Raw genomic sequence first — 17922 nt, forward strand, 5'->3', positions numbered from 1 at the left:
CCGCTTTTTTATTGCTAAAGGATGTTATTTTCCGCCGAGCAAAGCTGTCTTCAAGTGCGTATCGACCGGATGCTCGCCCATCCAGATGCGCAAAATGGCGTTGTAGAACGCGATATCGGGTACCACTTCGCCGATTTTCTTGCCGTTGAATTCGCACTGGGTGCCGGTTCCGGGAATCCAGTCCAGGTGCAGTACATCGCCCTTTTTCAGCACTTGCAGCAGGGCGAACATTTCGCCGAACTTGCTGATCTGGGTGACGATCTTGGCTTTTTCGGTGTTGTCGAGATTTTTGTTCAGGCCGTTCATGAAGGCGTCGCCGAAATCGTCCGAGGTCAGGTCGCGCATCATCACCAGGGTGACGCGGCGAGGACCATCCATCTTCATAATTTCAGGCAAGGACTTGCTTTTTTCCGGCAGGTACAGCGAGGTGACGTACACCTTGGCCACGAATTTCTGGCGCATGCCGAAGCCGTTGAGCTGGAGTTCCTTGCCGGCCACCTTGACGGTATCGTCGAGCTTGACGCCGCTGATCTCCGCCGCACAGGCACCCTGGCCGAAGGCACAAGCGAGGACGATTCCTGCCAGCAAGCCTTTGAAACTGAAATTGTTCATTACGATCATGGTGTCTCCAGTGGTTTGACTATTTTTGTTCCGCATAAATGACCTGTGGCGCCGGCCTGCGGTTTGCCGGTGTCTATTCGATCGGCACTCCCGCATTTTGCTTCAACGCGCCAGCACCTGCGACGGACGACACGAGCACAGCCGCCATCGTATTTACGCGGCGGGTATTATAGACTTTTTGTGCGGTCGAGATCGGGCCGAGATATGCGCTGCAAGGAAAATTTAATGGTGGGGTGTTAAGGAACTAGGCAAATATACCATTGAAATTCACAAAAAAATTGCCGCAAGGGCATTTTAAGCAAGGAAATTAATGGTTTTAAGACAAATCTGTGGCTCTAAAGGCACATGACTTTATAAATTGACAATGCCACTTAAAAGCGGGTCAGGCGCGGCGGCACCGGTTCAGGCTGGCGGCGTGTCCGGCGTGTCCTTGCCGGCGGTCAGGCGCTCGTACTTCGCGCGCAACTGTTCCGGCGTTTCGCGCCAGGCCGGGTTGAATGGAATGCAACTGACCGGGCACACCTGCTGGCATTGCGGCTCATCGAAGTGACCGACGCATTCGGTGCATTTGTTGGGGTCGATCTCGTAGATCTCGGCACCCATGTAAATGGCGTCGTTCGGGCACTCGGGCTCGCACACGTCGCAGTTGATGCAGTCGTCGGTAATCAGTAAGGCCATGATTGCTTTGCTTTGCTTCTTATTCGGAAGGCGGCGCCATGGTGGCGATCTTCTTCTGCAGCCAGCGGTCGACCGACGGAAACACGAACTTCGACACATCGCCGCCCAGCATGGCAATCTCGCGCACGATGGTGCCGGAGATAAACTGGTACTGGTCGGACGGTGTCAGGAACAGGGTTTCGACATCGGGCAGCAGGTAGCGGTTCATGCCCGCCATCTGGAACTCGTATTCAAAGTCGGACACGGCGCGCAGGCCGCGCACGATGACGCGGGCGTCATGCTTGCGCACGAAATCCTTGAGCAAGCCCGAAAAACTCTCGACCTTCACGTTCGGATAATGGCCCAGCACCTCATTGGCGATTTCCAGGCGGTCGTCCAGCGAGAAAAACGGGCGTTTGTTCTTGCTGTCGGCGACGCCCACGATCAGGCTGTCGAACAGCCCGGACGCGCGGCGCACCAAATCCTCATGGCCGCGCGTGAGCGGGTCAAAGGTTCCTGGATAAACGGCTACAACCATTGCGGCTCCCTAGAGATGCACCAATATAGAACGCGCATTATGCCTGAAATTTATGCGCGCTCCCGGTAGCGCCGTCGGCGGTCTTGACCGGGACCGAACAAAGCGCTGGCAAATGGTGTTTACGCTGCCGTTTTGCGCAGCTTGAGCAGGTAATAGAAGACGATGCCAGCCTTGTCGTTACGCACCGCTTCCCATGGCGCGAGCCAGTCGGGCACGGCGCTGCCGTCTTCAGGTTCGAACGGCAGCGGCGCGCCGGATTCGGCATACACCAGCCCATCGTCGGCGAGCAGGCTCACGCACAGCGGCAGACTGCGTTCGAGCAGGTTTTGCTGGTACGGCGGATCGAGGAACACCAGAGCGTAGCGCTGGCCGCGCAGCGCCATGTTTTGCGCAGTGGCAAGGGCCTCGCCACGGGCGACCTGGACGTTTTCGGCCTTGAGCTTGAGTTTGACATCGTCGAGCTGGCGCACCACGGGCGTGTGGTTGTCGACCATGGTGACCGAGCGCGCGCCGCGGCTGGCCGCTTCGAAACCGAGCGCGCCGCTGCCGGCGAACAGGTCGAGGCAGTCGGCGCCGGCCCAGTTGGCGTCCCACAGGTGGTTGATCCAGTTAAACACGGTTTCGCGCACCCGGTCGGGGGTGGGACGCAGGCCGAGCGCGTCGAGCACCGGCAAGGTCGAGCGCTTCCAGGCGCCGCCGATGATGCGGACTTGTTTTGGCGGCGGCGGACGGTGCACCGGGACTTTGGCGGGTTTCTTTTGCATGGAGACGGAGAGGCGGATTGCTGATCCGGCGCACTATATCATGGGGGAATGGGTGCTGCGGGGAGGCGGGAAACTTGCGCACCCGCCGGTCGGCGGATGCGCGGGTCATGCGGATGCGTTTACTTGGTGTCGGCAGCGAGGATGTTGAAGTCGCTGATCCAGCCCTGCATGCGTTTTTGCGCATGGGCTTTCTGCTCCGGCGTGGCGATCTTTACAGCCGTCAAGATCATCTGCATCGTGCCATCCGTGTAGGTATCGAAAAATTGCTTGTTTTCGGGGCTTTGCGTGCGCGCCAGCATATCCTTGACCAGGCCCTGCACCAGCGGCGCGGCCGCCTCCTTGCTCAGGTTTTCCTTATCGATCTTGCGCAGCACCGTCATGATCTTCTGCTGGCGCCGGATGCGCTCGTCGAGCCAGAGCTGGTTGTTCAGCGGACGCGCATCGGAAGCCTTGCGCAAGAGCACTTCCTGTTCCTTGCTGAAGCCGCCGAACCACAGGTCGAACTGTTCCATCGACTTCTTGAAACGCTTCTCCTGCAAATCGTCGACGCTGCCGCGGATGAACTTTTTACGGAACGTCTCGTTGTTCTTGTCGAACTTCTTTTCGATGTGCGCCAACTGCTCGGGCTTGATCGAGAGCGCCAGGTCGGTCAGCTCCGGCAAGGCCTTTTGCGCCAGCAATTCGGTGCGCGACATGATCTCGCGGTAATCGGCATCCAGGTCAGCCTTGCTCAGGTTAGCTGCAAGTTGTCGCTGGGCAGTATTGAGGATATGGATGTAATCCTTCAACTGGGTCTGGCGATGCCACTTGAACAGTTCCTTGATATCCTGCTTGACCTCCGGCGCCTGCTCGGAATCGAGGTCGACATAGGCGTCGAGCCACCAGTAGAGCAAGGTGTCGCCCTGGTTGTAGGCCAGTTTGATGCCGCTGCACGCGGTCAGCACGGCCATTACGGCGAGCAGGCAAAGAACGCGAAAGCGCTGGGAAAGTGGTTCCTGCGTGTTAAACTTTTTCATTTATTAACTCTTTTTGAACGAACGCTTATGAACGTAGTGATTCTTGCAGCTGGAATGGGAAAGCGTATGCAATCTGCGCTGCCGAAAGTGCTGCACCCGCTGGCGGGAAAACCCCTCCTGCAGCATGTGATCGATACGGCAAGGGCACTTGCACCGAGCAAATTATGCGTTATTTACGGGCACGGCGGCGCAGCGGTGCCCGAGATGCTCAAAAGCCAGGACAGCACGGGCCATGCGGCCATCGATACCGCGCTGCAAGAACCGCAGCTCGGCACCGGCCACGCGGTCAGCCAGGCCGTGCCGCAGCTCGATGAAGACGCCCCGACCCTGATCCTGTACGGTGACGTGCCGCTCACCACCGTGGCCTCGCTCAAGCGCCTGGTCGACGCCGCCGGCACTGACAAGCTCGGCATCCTGACGGTGGTGCAGGCCAATCCGTTCGGCCTGGGCCGCATCGTGCGCGAAGGCGGCACGATTACCCGCATCGTCGAGGAAAAAGATGCCAACGAAGCCGAGCGGGCTATTTGCGAAATCAACAGCGGCATCATGGTCGCGCCGACGCGCCACCTGAAAAAGTGGCTCGGTTCGCTGTCGAACAACAACGCGCAGGGCGAGTATTACCTGACCGATATCGTGGCGCAGGCCGTGCAGGACGGTGTGCCGGTGGTGTCGGCCAATCCGTCGGCCGAGTGGGAAGTGGCCGGCGTGAACAGCAAGGTGCAGCTGGCCGAGCTGGAGCGTCGTCACCAGCTCAATATTGCCCATGCGCTGCTGGAAAAAGGCGTGACCCTGCTGGACCCGGCGCGCATCGACGTGCGTGGCGAACTGATCTGCGGACGCGATGTGACCATCGACGTCGGTTGCGTGTTCGAAGGCCGGGTCGAACTGGGTGACGGCGTCGCCGTGGGCGCGCACAATGTGCTGGTCAACGCGCGCATCGCGGCGGGAACCAACATCAAACCGTTCTGTCATATTGAAGATGCGGTGGTGGGCGCCAAGTCGGTGATCGGCCCGTATGCGCGCTTGCGTCCTGGGACCGAGCTGGCTGAAGACGTCCATATCGGCAACTTTGTCGAGATCAAGAACAGCCAGATCGCGGCGCACAGCAAGGCCAATCACCTGGCCTACGTGGGCGATGCAACGGTTGGTTCGCGCGTGAATATTGGCGCGGGGACGATCACGTGCAATTACGACGGCGCCAACAAGTTCCGTACCGTGATCGAGGATGATGCGTTTATCGGCAGCGACAGCCAGCTGATCGCGCCGGTTACGGTTGGCAAGGGTGCGACCCTGGGAGCCGGGACCACCTTGTCGAAAGACGCGCCGGCCGGCAAGCTGACCATCTCGCGCGCCAAGCAGGTGACGATTGAAAACTGGTCGCGGCCGGTGAAGGTGAAGAAGTAAGTTCTCCCGTCGCTCCCGCGCCTTGGCGCGGGAGCGACGGTCTCCAGGCAAGCGACCTTGTTCAGCTTCAGGGCCCCAGCCCCGCCGCCACATGCGCCCTTGCCGCCTTGAACGCCGGCACCAGCGCCGCCATCAAGGCCACCGCCAGCACCGCCACCACGGCCATCATCATCCGGTTCACATCGAGCTCGACCGGCAACGCCCCTGGCAACGCATGAGGCGCTCCGTCCGCCAGGCTCACCCGGTTGATCACCCAGGCAATCACCCCGCTGCCGACCAGGCTCGCCGCCACGCCCATCATCGCCATGCCCAGCGCCTCCGTGACCAGCATCAAAAACACCGAATGACTGCGCATGCCCAGCGCGCGCAAGGTTGCCACTTCGCGCCGCCGTTCCAGCGCATTGATCGACATGGTGGCGGCAATACTTGCCGCGATCACGGCAAACACCATTCCCGCGATGCTGTCGAACGCCAGGTCGGACGCGCTGCGCGCGCGCATGTAGGCGAGCGACAACTCCTGCCAGGTCCGCACCTCGGCCTGCACGCCCGCCTTGCGCAGCGCGCCCGCCAGCGCGCCACGCTGTTGTTCCAGCAGCGCCGGATCGGACAAAAAAACAACAAACCGCTCGACGCTGTCGGTATCGAGCAAGTCCTGCGCCAGCGCCAATGGCATCAGCATCGAACGGGCTTGCTCGTCGCCCGCGCCCGCCGCGTACACATCGACCACCTGCGCCACCACGCACCGGGGCGCCGCATCCGGCACGGCCGCCGTGAGCGTCAGCGCGCTGCCGACCCGCAGCGCCAGCGCTGCGGCCTTGGCCTGGCTGATGGCAACGCCGTTGCCGGTTCCCGCCTGCAGCTTGCCCGGTGCCGCCTGCAACAGCCCCGGCGCCGCCACGTCGGGCACGCCCAGTCCCGCAAACGTGGCTGAGCGCTCGGCGCTGGCGGCAATCCCGGACACGCTCACTTCCGGCACCACCAGCGCGATCCCTTTCATGCCGTCCAGCAAGGCGCGCACGCGCCCCGCTTCGTCCGCACTGAAGCGCCGCAGCTGCCGGGGCGCGCCCGGCGCGGCGACTGGCAGGACGGTCAGGTGGCCCATCCGTTCCACGATGACGGCCTGGTACGCGATCCCGGCGCGGGTGCTGGCGATGCTGCCCGCAAACAGATCGAGCACGCACAGGCTGGCGGCGATCAGCAAGGTCGCCAGCACGCTGCGCGGACGGCCCAGCACCAGGGTGCGCAAGGCCAGCCGGTACGGGCTCATAAGCGGACCCGGAAGGGCTGGCGTTCCGGGTCGCCCACGGCGACGTGCAAGCGCCCTTCTTGCAGCTGCAAGGTGCGGGTGATGCGCACCAGCTGGCGCTGGTCGCGGGTGGCGATGATAAAGGTCGTGCCGTGCTCGTTTTGCTGCTGCACGAACAGGTCCATCACCAGGCGGATGCTCGCGCTGTCCAGGCGCGAGGTGGGCTCGTCGGCCAGCACCAGGCGCGGCCTGGTCATCAGGGCCCGTGCAATGGCCACGCGCTGGCTCTGGCTGGGGTCGAGGCGCGGCGGATAGGTATCGACGTGGGAGGCCATCCCGAGCTGGTTGAGCAGGTCGCTGGCGCGCGCGTGGGCGGCGCGCAAGGTCTTGGGCGTGAGCGCTTCGCGCAGCATCAGCGGCAGCAGCACGTTTTCGCGCGCGGTCAGCACCGGAATGAGGGTGAACCCCTGGAACACGAAACCCATCATTTCATTGCGCAGGTCGGCGCGCGCCTGTTCCGGCAGCCGGGCAATGAGCAGCTTGGCGATCACGATACTGCCTTCGGTCGCGTGGTCGAGCATGCCGATGAGGTTGAGCAAGGTGGTCTTGCCGCTGCCCGAGGGGCCGCAAATGGCCACCATCTCCGCTTCGCCCACCTGCAACTCGACGCCGTCGAGCGCATGCACGCCGGACAGGCCACCGCCGTAATACTTGTGCACGCGCGCCAGGCGCACCAGGTCGCCCGGCGGCTTGGGCGCCGGGGGCATCGGCCCGTCGTGTTCCAGAATGGCATCCATCGGTCCACCTCCCGCCTCGTCAGTGCGCGCGTCGCCTGATGGACGCGCGGCATTGCTCAGTAGAACCTGTTTCGGCCGGGCAGTCGTTGAGATTACTCAACGGCAATAATCAGACGGCGATGCGGGTTTCGAACTTGCTGCGGAAGGTAGAGAAATAGGCTTTGACGTTACGCACATTGGTGCGCGTGGCAAACAGGCGGTGCGCCAGCGCGTGGTAGGCCGGCATGTCGGCCACTTGCACGATGAGCACGAAATCGGGGCCGGGCGCGACCCGGTAGCATTGCAGCACGGCCGCTTCGGCCGCCACGTGCTGTTCGAACTCGGCCATGCGCTCGGCCGCTTGCACATCGAGCGTGATCTCGACGATGGCGGTCAGGCGCGCGCCCACCTTGTCGGGCGAGACGATCGCCACCTGGCGCTCGATGATGCCGCCCTCGTTCATGTATTTGACGCGGCGCAGGCAGGTCGGCGGCGACACATGGACCAGCTCGGCCAGCTCCGCGTTGGTGTGCGATGCGTCAAGCTGCAGGATATTGAGGATGCGACGGTCGACGTCATCGAGTTCGTTAGCAAGCATGGCGTTTGATGATCCGCAAAGGATGTGAGTGATAAGTGAAAGAAAAATTCATGCAAACTGCTTGATGAAATAATATATCAACAATATAACAAATTAGAAAGCATATTTCATGCTGGCTCAACTACGATCTGCGCATTCAATCATTTCTACATCGAGGTCATCATGTGCGGTATCGTCGGAGCAGTAGCACAACGTAACATTACTCCCATCCTGGTCGAGGGCCTCAAGCGCCTTGAATACCGTGGTTACGACTCGTGCGGCGTGGCCTTGCACGTCGACGGCAAGCTGGTGCGTTCGCGCAGCACCTCGCGCGTGGCCGACCTCGAAACACAGATCGCCAGCGTGGGCCTGCAAGGCTTCACCGGCATCGCCCACACCCGCTGGGCCACGCACGGCGCGCCGGCGTCGCACAATGCGCACCCGCACTTTTCGCCAACCGAAGAGAACGCCCGCATCGCGCTGGTCCACAACGGCATCATCGAAAACCACGACGAGCTGCGCGCCGAACTGAGCGCGCTCGGCTACGTGTTCCAGAGCCAGACCGATACCGAAGTCATCGCCCACCTGGTCGACCACATGTATAGCGGCGACCTGTTCGAGACCGTCCAGCTGGCCGTCAAGCGCCTGCACGGCGCCTACGCCATTGCCGTGTTCAGCCGCGAAGAGCCGCATCGCGTGGTCGCCGCGCGCCAGGGTTCGCCGCTGATCGTCGGCATCGGCCAGGGCGAGAACTTCGTCGCCTCCGACGCCATGGCGCTGGCCGGCACCACCGACCAGATCATCTACCTGGAAGAAGGCGACGTGGTCGACCTGCAACTGGCCAAGGTCTGGATCGTCGACGTCGACGGTAAACCAGTCGAGCGCGAAGTGAAAACCGTGCATGCGCATACCGGCGCGGCCGAGTTGGGTCCGTACCGCCACTACATGCAGAAAGAAATTTTTGAGCAGCCGCGCGTCATCGGCGACACGCTCGAAGGCGTCACCGGCATCATGCCGGAACTGTTCGGCGACGACGCGTACAAAGTCTTCAAGCAGATCGACCGCGTGCTGATTTTGGCTTGCGGCACCAGCTACTACTCGGGCCTGACCGCCAAGTACTGGATGGAATCGGTGGCCAAGGTCCCGGTCCAGGTCGAGATCGCCAGCGAATACCGCTACCGCGACAGCGTGCCGCATCCGAACACCCTGGTAGTGACGATTTCGCAGAGCGGCGAAACGGCCGACACCCTGGCCGCCCTCAAGCATGCGCGCAGCTTGGGCATGCTGCACACCTTGACCATCTGCAACGTGGCCACCAGCGCCATGGTGCGTGAATGCGCCCTGTCGTACATCACCCGCGCCGGCGTGGAAGTGGGCGTGGCGTCGACCAAGGCCTTCACCACCCAGCTGGCCGCGCTGTTCCTGCTGACCCTGACCCTGGCGCAAGTGAACGGCCGTCTGTCGGATGAAGAAGAAGCGACCTATCTGAAAGAAATGCGTCACCTGCCGGTGGCGATTTCCGCAGTGCTGGCGCTGGAACCGCAGATCATCGCCTGGGCCGACGACTTTGCGCGCAAGGACAACGCGCTGTTCCTGGGCCGCGGCATGCACTATCCGATCGCCCTGGAAGGCGCGTTGAAGCTCAAGGAGATTTCGTACATCCACGCCGAAGCGTATCCAGCCGGCGAACTGAAACACGGCCCGCTGGCGCTGGTGACCGATGAAATGCCGGTCGTCACGATCGCGCCGAATGACGCGCTGCTGGAAAAGCTGAAATCGAACATGCAGGAAGTGCGCGCCCGTGGCGGCCAGTTGTATGTGTTCGCCGACGTCGATTCGCGCATTACCTCGGGCGATGGGCTGCATGTGATCCGCTTGCCGGAACACTATGGCCTGCTGTCGCCGATCCTGCACGTGGTGGCGCTGCAGTTGCTGGCGTATCACACCGCGCTGGCCAAGGGCACGGATGTGGACAAGCCGCGCAATCTGGCGAAGTCGGTGACGGTGGAGTAAGGATGGATTGTCCCGTGAGTCGAATGTGGGCAAACAATAAAGTCAGACACAAAACAATAAAGTCAGACACAAAACAATAAAGTCAGACACAAAACAATAAAATTTGACACAGGCGCCTCCAGGCTACTTGCCGTTCGCAGAAGCTCATGTGTGCCGTGATCTGGCCGCATGAGCTTTTCTATTTCACTGTGAGTTCCTTACCGAAGGTCGGGCGCAAGGCGGCGCCGGGAAACCATTAGCGTTCTAATCGTTTATATCGTTAATAGGCATAAGGATGAGACTCGCTCGGGGCCAAGCCGGGGTGAGTCTCCCTCTCTTCTTCGCCGGCCTCGAGGCTGGCTCCCAGAGCCCGACTTCAGACGATCTAGTGCGCCCTCCTGCAACTCTTGGAATGGCCGCTGTCGCCCCTTTGCGGACCTTGGCCACGTTAAGAGCGAGGAGAATTGTTGAATCTGTAGATTGCTCAATTTCTTATGGGGCAGGGACTGCCCCTGTCGCCTCCGAAGACGCACATAAAAATCTGGGAGCCGTGCAGCTATCGCCGGTCGACACATAGTCAGAAGCGAACCTCGACGGTGGCCCCGGCGTCGATCAAGGCGCGCTGCCACGAGGCAAACTGCGATGGCCAACCCTCGGACAATTTTAGCTGCCCCACTGAGATAAAAATGCTTTGTTTCGGCCGCAGTCATGGACGTTGCTTGGCCACGATGGCGAACACTCGCGTTTTGTTTGGACCAATTGAGGTTACCCAAAGAGACGGATCGTGGGACGGTGAACTTGTCCATGCGGGAAACTCTCCGAACTGCTCGACCAATCTGGAAAGTACTTCTGCGAAGGACAAGGGCGCGTACGTGGGCGCGGCCATGACGCTATCTACGCGGCGCGCCTGGCACCGGCCGGCACGATCTTCGTGCTCTGCAAGAGACGGCATCAGCCGCAATGAAATCGAGGATGCCAAATCGGACCACCTCGAGGCCGGATGCAATATCTTGTTGCGTGCCATGCAAGATCGCGCGAAAAGTCATGCGGTAAATTGTTTCTTCGCGCTACACTAGGTGACACTTCTGAGTTCTGTCACCGGGTGACGAGAAGCATGGAATTGCTCCGGAGACAGCTGATTTCTTCTTTTCAAGGGAGCTTCAGCCATGATGCACAGCTGGTCAATACGGCAACGGATTCTGGCAAGCTTTTCCGGCATACTCGTGCTGCTAGCCCTGATGGCGGCGCTGTCCTTCTACTACCTGCGCGAAGTTGGCACCGACACCGAAACCATCAGGAACGACTCGTCCTCGGGCGCCCTGACCAGTAACGACGTCCTTGGCGACCTGCAGGACGACTATGCGCTGGTGCTGCAGCATTTGCTGGCGAGCGAACCAGCGGCGATGGCCAAGATCGAGGAACGCATGAAGGTCGTGCGCCTGGAGCAGCAAGAGAGCCAGCGCGAATACGAGAAGACGATCGTGCAGCAGCAGGAGCGGGCCTTGTACGATGCCTACCTGGCGGCGATCATTCCGTACTGGGCCGTGCAGGAACGCGTCGTCAAGCTCAGTCATGGCGAAAAAGGGCCTGCGCTCAATGCACTGGTCGCCACCGAACTCGATCCTGCATACCTGAAGGCCAAGGCGGCCATTGCGGCAATTATCGGCCGTAACGAAAAGTACAGCTTCAAGATGCTGGACCAGATCGACACCTCGGTCGCAAATGCCACCTATATGATAATGGCCGCGCTCCTGCCCATCTTCCTGTTCACCTGCTTCACCGGCTACTTCCTGCTGCGCGCGATCAGCGAACCGCTGCAGCGCCTGGTGGGTGCGCTCGACGTGATGCGCCAGGGCGACTTCACCACGCGCCTGGTGGCCGATCGGCGCGACGAATTCGGCAGCGTCGTCGACGGCTTCAACCGCATGACCGACGAACTGGCCGGGCTGGTCGGACAGGTGCAGAAGTCCGGCCTGCAGGTGACCACGTCGGTCACCGAGATCGCCGCCACCTCGCGCCAGCAGCAAACCACTGCCAGCGAGATCGCCGCCACCACGGCCGAAATCGGCGCCACCTCCACCGAGATCAGCGCCACTTCGCGCCAGCTGGTGCGAACGATGGGTGAAGTGTCGGCAGTGGCCGAGCAGTCGGCCACCCTGGCTGGCACCGGGCAGGTCGGCCTGTCGCACATGGCCGACACCATGCGCCACGTGATGGAGGCGACCAAGGGCATCAATGCCAAGCTGGTGGTCCTCAATGAAAAGGCGGGCACCATCAACCAGGTGGTAACGACCATCAGCAAAGTGGCCGAACAGACCAACTTGCTGTCGCTCAATGCCGCGATCGAAGCGGAAAAGGCGGGTGAACATGGACGAGGCTTCGCGGTCGTGGCCACCGAAATCCGGCGCCTGGCCGACCAGACCGCAGTGGCGACCTACGACATCTCCCAGACCGTCAAGGAAATCCAGGGGGCGGTGTCGTCCAGCGTCATGGGCATGGACAAGTTCTCCGACGAGGTACGGCGCGGGATGGATGAAATGCAGCAGGTCAGCGGCCAGCTGTCGCAAATCATCGGACAGGTGCAAACGCTCGCGCCGCGCGTCGAGGAAGTCAACGACGGCATGCGCGGGCAGACCGACGGCGCCGAGCAAATCACGCAGGCGCTGGCCCAGCTGAACGATTCGGCCCAGCAGACGGTGGAGTCGCTGCGCCAGTCGTCGCTGGCGATCGACGAACTGAACCAGGTAGCGCTCAGCCTGCGCGGCGGCGTATCGCGTTTCAAGCTGCGGACCTGACATGTTGTTCGTCCTGTTCCAGCTCGGTCAGGACCGCTATGCGCTCGATGCCGCGCAGGTGGAGGAAATACTGCCGCTGATCGGCGTGACCGCCATTGCGCTCGCTCCCGCCGGGGTGGCCGGTGCGATCAGCTATCGCGGCGTACCGGTGCCGGTGCTTGACCTGAGCAGCATGACGCTGGGCCGTCCGGCGGCGCGGCGCATGAATACCCGTATCGTGCTGGTCCGCTGGCCGGACCGTGACGGCGCCCTGCGGCTGCTCGGCCTGATTGCCGAAAAGGTCAACAACACCATGCGCCGCAACCCGGACGACTTTCTCGATCCCGGCATCGGCAATCCCGACGCCCCCTATCTCGGCAAGGTTGCGACCGACGCCCAAGGCCTGGTGCGGCGGGTCGAGATCGACAAGCTCATTTCGCCCGAGGTGCACGCGGTCTTGTTTGCCCAGCAGGCCGCGGCATGAACCTGGACGCCCCCCTCATCGATTGCTGGAACAAGATCGGGGTGCAGGGCGACCGCACCTGCCCCGAGCTCGAGAAGGTGATCCATTGCCGTAACTGTCCCGTGTACTCGGCCGCCGCGGCGCGCCTGCTCGACAGCGACCTGCCCGAAGGCTATGTCGACGAGCGCACAGGCCATTACGCCCAGCCTCAGCGCGACGCGCTGCAAGCGACCGGCGCCTTCACGCTGTTCAGGATCGGCGCCGAATGGCTTTGCCTGCCCGCCGCAGCTGTCACCGAAGTGGCCGGCATGCGCGCCATCCATGTACTGCCACACCGGCCACCGGTGGTGCTGGGCGTGGCCAATGTACGCGGCGCGCTGCTCATCTGCGTTTCGCTGGCCCACCTGCTCGGGGTCGAACAGGACGCTGTCGTGATGGAAGGCGAGGCGATTTCCTACCGGCGGCTGGTGGTCCTGGCTGGCGAACAGGGGCGCCTGGTATTCCCGGTGGACGAAATGCACGGCATCGAACGCTTTTCGCCGGAGGCATTGCAGCCGGTTCCTGCCACGCTGGACAAGGCGGCCTCCACCTATACCAGTGCCATGCTGGCCTGGGGTGAGCGCAGCGTGGGCTGCCTTGATGCCGGCCTGGTGCTGTACGGCCTTCAGAAGGGCCTGGCATGAGTACGGGCGGCCTTGGCGACATGTCGGTCTACGAGCTGTTCCGCCTTGAGCTGGACAGCCAGGCGCCCTTGCTGGTGAACGCACTGCTGGCCCTTGAGGCCGATGCGCTGCCGCTCGACCAGCTCAAGACCTGCATGCGCTGCGCGCATTCGCTCAAGGGCGCGGCCCGCATGATCAACCTTGGCGCGGCCGTGTCCGTGACCCATGCGATGGAAGAGATGATGGTGCGGGCCCAGGCCGGTGACATTGTCCTGCGCACGCCCCAGGTCGATGCCTTGCTGGCCGGCGCCGACCTGCTCAGGCGGATTGCCTATACGCCCGAGGGCGAGATGGAAGGCTGGACTGATTCCCAGGCACCGCAGGCGCTGGCCTATATCGAACTGCTCGCTGCCAGTGCGCACGCGGTCCACGATGCCGCACCGGCACCCAAGGCCGTCTCCGATGCGCCGCGCAGCGAGGGGGGCGCAGGCGCACCGCCGGACCAGGGATCGGAACGCATGCTGCGCGTGACCGCTGAAAACCTGAACGTCATGTTCGGCCTGGCAGGGGAGACGCTGGTCGCCTCGCGCTGGCTCAAGCCGTTTGCCGCGTCGCTGGCCCATCTCAAGCGCCTGCTCACGGAATCGGAGCGCAGCATCGCTGCCCTTGGCCAGTTGCTGTCGGACGGCGGCAGCGGGGAATCGGCGGCCGGTGCGCTGGCCGAGGTGCGCCACAACGCGCTGGCCGCGCAGCAGTTCCTGGCCCTGCGGGTGGCCGAGCTGGAACGCTTCAGCTGGCGCGAAAGCGAACTGGCACAGCGCATGTACGATGCGGCCCTGGCCAGCCGCATGCGCCCATTCGGCGACGGCGTCGATGCCTTTCCGCGCATGGTGCGCGACCTGGCGCAGTCGCTTGGCAAGCAAGTGCGCCTGAAGATCATCGGCCATGCCACCCTGGTCGACCGTGACATCCTCGAGCGTATCGAAGCGCCGCTGACCCACCTGCTGCGCAATGCGGTCGATCACGGCATCGAGCCGGCCGCGTCGCGCCGCGCCGCCGGCAAGAACCCCGAGGCAGTGATCGAGCTGACCGCCGGCCACAGCGCCGGTATGCTGCTGCTGACGGTCAGCGACGATGGCCGCGGCATCGATCCGGAGCCGCTGCGCCGGTGCGTGGTCGAACGCCAGCTCACCAACGCCGCCACCGCCGCTGCGCTGAGCGACAGCGAACTGCTCGAATTCCTGTTCCTGCCCGGGTTTACGATGAAGGACGAGGTGGATGAAATATCGGGACGCGGCGTGGGCCTGGACGTGGTCCAGCACATGGCGCGCCAACTGCGCGGCAGCGTGCGGATCGAGACCCGGGCCGGCAAGGGAACCACGTTCCGGCTGGTGCTGCCCTTGACCACCTCGGTGGTACGTTCGCTGTTGGTGGCGGTCGACTCCCAGCTTTACGCCTTCCCGCTGGCGCAGATCAACCGCACCCTGATGCTGCGCATGGAGGATGTCGAGCAGACCGAAGGACACCAGCACTTCCGGCACGACGGCCGCCAGGTTGGCCTGGTCACCGCGCACCAGGTGCTGGGCGTGCCCGTGCCACAGTTCCAGGACGCGGCGCCGGTGATCGTGCTGGGCGACGGCGCCCGCCCTTACGGCGTCGTGGTCGACCGCCTGCTTGGCGAACACGAGCTGGTGGTGCAGGCGCTCGATGGACGCTTGGGCAAGGTCAAGGACATCAGCGCCGGCGCAGTGGCCGAAGACGGCTCGCCGGTGCTGATCATCGATGTGGAAGACATGCTGCTATCGATCGACAGGCTGGTGGTGGCCGGCCCCTTGCTGCGCGCCCATCGCAACGGCGGCGGGGCCACGGCCGCGCGGCGCAAGCGGGTGCTGGTGGTCGACGATTCCTTCACGGTGCGTGAACTGGAGCGCAAGCTGCTGCAAAGCCATGGCTACGAGGTCGACGTGGCGGTCGACGGCATGGACGGCTGGAACGCGGCGCGCACCGGCAGCTACGACCTGATCGTGACCGACGTCGACATGCCGCGCATGGATGGGATCGAACTCATTACCATGATCAAGCAGCACCCGCAGCTGCGCACCACGCCGGTGCTGATCGTGTCGTACAAAGACCGGCCCGAAGACCAGCGGCGCGGCCTGGACGCGGGCGCCGACTATTACCTGACCAAAAGCAGCTTCCACGACGACAGCCTGGTCGAGGCGGTCGCGGACCTGATCGGCGAGGCGGCCCGGTGAGGGTGGCCATCGCCAGTGCGGTGGCGGGCGACGCCGAAGCAATCGCGCGCGCGCTCGAGTTCGCCCCTCGCCACACCTTGAGCTGGCGCGCCGCCAGCGTCGACGATGCATGCCGGCTGTGCGCGGCCGATCCGCCCGACGTGCTGCTGATGGACCTGTTCGCACCGCCTTGCGGGGCCGCCGAAGCGACCCGCCGCATCATGGCCAGCACGCCGTGCGCGATCCTGCTGCTAGCCACCAACGTGGGTACCTATGCGTCGGAAGTGTTCGAAGCGATGGGCCACGGGGCGCTTGATGCTGTCGACATGCCGCGGCCGGGGGCGCCGGCCTCGCGCGTGAACGCCGCCGCCTTCCTGCTCAAGCTCGACGAAATCAACTCGCGCCTGGGCGAACGCCCACCGGGCGATGTCTTGCGCAGCGAGGTCCCCATGCGTAAGGCGCAGGCGGCCAATACGCTGGTGGCCATCGGCGCCTCGGCCGGCGGGCCGGCTGCGATTCGCACGGTGCTGGCCGCGCTACCCCGGGATTTCCGGGCCGCCGTGGTGATTGTGCAGCACCTGGACCAGCGCTTTGCGCCCGGCATGGTCGAGTGGCTGGGCGAGTATTCGGCGCTGCCCGTGCGCATGGCGCGCGAGGGCGATGTGCCCGAGGCGGGCGTGGCGCTGCTGGCCGGGACCAACGACCACCTGGTGTTCAAAGGCTCGGCGCGGCTGGGTTATTCACCCCTGCCGGCCGAATGCGTGTATCGGCCCTCGGTGGATGTATTTTTTCAAAGCATAATGAGGTTGTGGCAGGGACGCGGAATCGGCGTGCTGTTGACCGGAATGGGGCGCGACGGCGCGCTGGGGCTCAAGGGATTGCGTGACAAAGGCTACTACACGATCGCCCAGGATCTGGCGAGCAGCGCTGTGTATGGCATGCCCAAGGCCGCCATCGGCTTGGGCGCCGCGATCGAAACGCTGGCTGCGGTGCGCATCGCCGCGCGCCTGGTGGAACTGGTCGACGACGACCGGCAGTGGAGGAAATGATGATCCAGGATGGTGAACCGGACAAGCAAGTGCCCGACGTGCATGCGGTATATCCGATCGTTGTACTGCTGGTCGACGACCAGCTGATGGTGGGCGAGATGGTGCGGCGCGCGCTGGCCGGCCAGGCCGACATCTCCCTGCATCACTGTCTGCTTGCGACCGAGGCCATGGCGCATGCCGAACGCCTGCGCCCCAGCGTGATCCTGCAAGACCTGCTGCTACCCGATGGCGATGGCCTGGAACTGGTGCGCACCTACCGTGACAATGCGCGCACCCGCGATGTGCCGGTGATCGTGTTGTCGGTCAAGGAGGAGCCCGCCGTCAAGAGCGATGCCTTCAAACTGGGCGCGACCGACTACCTGGTCAAGCTCCCCGACCCGATCGAACTGGTGGCCCGCATACGCCACCATGCCAGGGCTTTCCTGAACCAGATTCAGCGCGACCAGGCTTTCCGCGCCCTGCGCGAGAGCCAGGAACAGCTGGTGGTCATGAACCTTGAACTGAAGCGCCTGAGCAATAGCGACGGCCTGACCGGGCTGGCCAACCGCCGCCACCTCAACGAGCTGCTCGAGAGCGAATGGAAACGCGCGGTGCGCTCGCGCGAAGCGCTTTCGGTGTTGATGATCGACGTTGACGACTTCAAGCGCTACAACGACCATTACGGCCACCTGGCCGGCGACGAAGTGCTCAAGACGGTGGCCGACGCGGTCAGGGCGGCAGCCGAGCGCCCGGCCGACCTGGCGGCGCGCTTCGGCGGCGAGGAATTCATCCTGGTGCTGCCGTGCACGGAACTGGCGGGCGCGCTGTTCGTCGCAGAAAAACTGCGCATGACTCTGGACATGCTGGCACTGCCGCACGCGGCGGCCAGCAGCAATACCCACCTAACCGTCAGCATCGGCGTTGCCAGCACGGTTCCCTTGCTGGGGGACCGCACGCAACGCCTGGTCGGGGCCTCCGATGCTGCGCTGTACGAGGCCAAGCGCACCGGCAGAAACCGGGTATGCGGGCACCTGCTCGAGCCGATAACTGTAGCCTGACAAAAAATCCTTCGTCCCACTCCTACCCCTGCAGGCGGATGCCTCCGATGCCGCGATCAGGCAATGCTCTATACGCTTTTCCCTTGCGCACTAATCGACTACCAAAACTCCA

16 protein-coding genes and 1 pseudogene are annotated in these 17922 nt (G+C 63.3%); 9 read left to right on the forward strand and 8 right to left on the reverse strand.

Features of this window, described 5'->3' with window-relative positions; translation table 11 throughout:
* Positions 1 to 24 precede the first annotated feature (24 nt).
* From F2P46_RS11685 to F2P46_RS11705, 5 genes are all read right to left on the reverse strand, one after another.
* A complete protein-coding gene (locus F2P46_RS11685; RefSeq protein ID WP_229509234.1) occupies positions 25 to 621 on the reverse strand; it encodes a chalcone isomerase family protein in 597 nt (198 codons plus the stop codon).
* 402 nt (positions 622 to 1023) lie between these two features.
* Positions 1024 to 1299 (reverse strand): YfhL family 4Fe-4S dicluster ferredoxin, encoded by a 276-nt coding sequence (locus F2P46_RS11690; protein WP_166889168.1) that lies wholly within the window; start codon positions 1297 to 1299, stop codon positions 1024 to 1026.
* Between the two features lie 19 nt (positions 1300 to 1318).
* Positions 1319 to 1816, reverse strand: coding sequence for a pantetheine-phosphate adenylyltransferase (coaD, locus tag F2P46_RS11695; protein WP_166889171.1), 498 nt, complete (start codon positions 1814 to 1816; stop codon positions 1319 to 1321).
* Positions 1817 to 1935: 119 nt separating this feature from the next.
* Positions 1936 to 2580 (reverse strand): 16S rRNA (guanine(966)-N(2))-methyltransferase RsmD, encoded by a 645-nt coding sequence (rsmD, locus tag F2P46_RS11700; RefSeq protein WP_166889174.1) that lies wholly within the window; start codon positions 2578 to 2580, stop codon positions 1936 to 1938.
* A gap of 119 nt (positions 2581 to 2699) precedes the next feature.
* Entirely contained in the window at positions 2700 to 3596 is an 897-nt protein-coding gene (locus F2P46_RS11705) for a DUF6279 family lipoprotein (protein WP_166889177.1), read from the reverse strand.
* Positions 3597 to 3623: 27 nt separating this feature from the next.
* On the opposite strand from F2P46_RS11705, the gene glmU reads away from it, so the two are divergent.
* Positions 3624 to 5000: a bifunctional UDP-N-acetylglucosamine diphosphorylase/glucosamine-1-phosphate N-acetyltransferase GlmU gene (glmU, locus tag F2P46_RS11710; protein WP_166889179.1), complete on the forward strand. Its 1377-nt coding sequence runs from the start codon at positions 3624 to 3626 to the stop codon at positions 4998 to 5000.
* A gap of 67 nt (positions 5001 to 5067) precedes the next feature.
* Here glmU and F2P46_RS11715 read toward each other — a convergent pair whose 3' ends face one another.
* The 3 genes from F2P46_RS11715 to F2P46_RS11725 form a co-directional block, all read right to left on the reverse strand.
* Positions 5068 to 6267: an FtsX-like permease family protein gene (locus F2P46_RS11715; protein ID WP_166889182.1), complete on the reverse strand. Its 1200-nt coding sequence runs from the start codon at positions 6265 to 6267 to the stop codon at positions 5068 to 5070.
* A complete protein-coding gene (locus F2P46_RS11720; protein WP_166889185.1) occupies positions 6264 to 7043 on the reverse strand; it encodes an ABC transporter ATP-binding protein in 780 nt (259 codons plus the stop codon). The genes F2P46_RS11715 and F2P46_RS11720 overlap by 4 nt, the downstream gene beginning before the upstream one ends.
* 109 nt (positions 7044 to 7152) lie before the next feature.
* Positions 7153 to 7620 carry an Lrp/AsnC family transcriptional regulator gene (locus F2P46_RS11725; protein WP_166889188.1) on the reverse strand — a complete coding sequence of 156 codons (468 nt, stop codon included), beginning with the start codon at positions 7618 to 7620 and terminating at the stop codon, positions 7153 to 7155.
* Positions 7621 to 7782: 162 nt separating this feature from the next.
* Here F2P46_RS11725 and glmS point away from each other — a divergent pair, with 162 nt between their 5' ends.
* The 8 genes and pseudogenes from glmS to F2P46_RS11760 all read left to right on the forward strand — a co-directional run bounded on the left by glmS (position 7783) and on the right by F2P46_RS11760 (position 17810).
* Positions 7783 to 9612 (forward strand): glutamine--fructose-6-phosphate transaminase (isomerizing), encoded by a 1830-nt coding sequence (gene glmS / locus F2P46_RS11730; RefSeq protein WP_166889190.1) that lies wholly within the window; start codon positions 7783 to 7785, stop codon positions 9610 to 9612.
* Between the two features lie 847 nt (positions 9613 to 10459).
* Positions 10460 to 10667, forward strand: a pseudogene (locus F2P46_RS37625) (hypothetical protein); the annotation flags it as partial.
* Positions 10668 to 10760: 93 nt separating this feature from the next.
* Complete coding sequence (locus F2P46_RS11735) at positions 10761 to 12386, forward strand: methyl-accepting chemotaxis protein (protein WP_166889438.1); 1626 nt, start codon at positions 10761 to 10763, stop codon at positions 12384 to 12386.
* A 1-nt stretch (position 12387) separates the two neighbouring features.
* Entirely contained in the window at positions 12388 to 12849 is a 462-nt protein-coding gene (locus F2P46_RS11740; protein WP_166889193.1) for a chemotaxis protein CheW, read from the forward strand.
* A complete protein-coding gene (locus F2P46_RS11745) occupies positions 12846 to 13511 on the forward strand; it encodes a chemotaxis protein CheW (protein WP_166889196.1) in 666 nt (221 codons plus the stop codon). Before F2P46_RS11740 ends, F2P46_RS11745 begins: the two co-directional genes overlap by 4 nt.
* Positions 13508 to 15745, forward strand: coding sequence for a hybrid sensor histidine kinase/response regulator (locus tag F2P46_RS11750; protein ID WP_166889199.1), 2238 nt, complete (start codon positions 13508 to 13510; stop codon positions 15743 to 15745). The genes F2P46_RS11745 and F2P46_RS11750 overlap by 4 nt, the downstream gene beginning before the upstream one ends.
* Positions 15742 to 16773 (forward strand): chemotaxis-specific protein-glutamate methyltransferase CheB, encoded by a 1032-nt coding sequence (gene cheB, locus F2P46_RS11755; protein WP_166889201.1) that lies wholly within the window; start codon positions 15742 to 15744, stop codon positions 16771 to 16773. The genes F2P46_RS11750 and cheB overlap by 4 nt, the downstream gene beginning before the upstream one ends.
* The gene (locus tag F2P46_RS11760) at positions 16770 to 17810 is read left to right on the forward strand and encodes a diguanylate cyclase (RefSeq protein WP_306667688.1); all 1041 of its coding nucleotides are present in this window, start codon (positions 16770 to 16772) and stop codon (positions 17808 to 17810) included. Before cheB ends, F2P46_RS11760 begins: the two co-directional genes overlap by 4 nt.
* Positions 17811 to 17922 lie beyond the last annotated feature (112 nt).

Origin of the sequence: Massilia sp. CCM 8734 (assembly GCF_011682155.1) — a bacterium.
Classification (GTDB): Bacteria; Pseudomonadota; Gammaproteobacteria; order Burkholderiales; family Burkholderiaceae_D; genus Telluria_A; species Telluria_A rubra.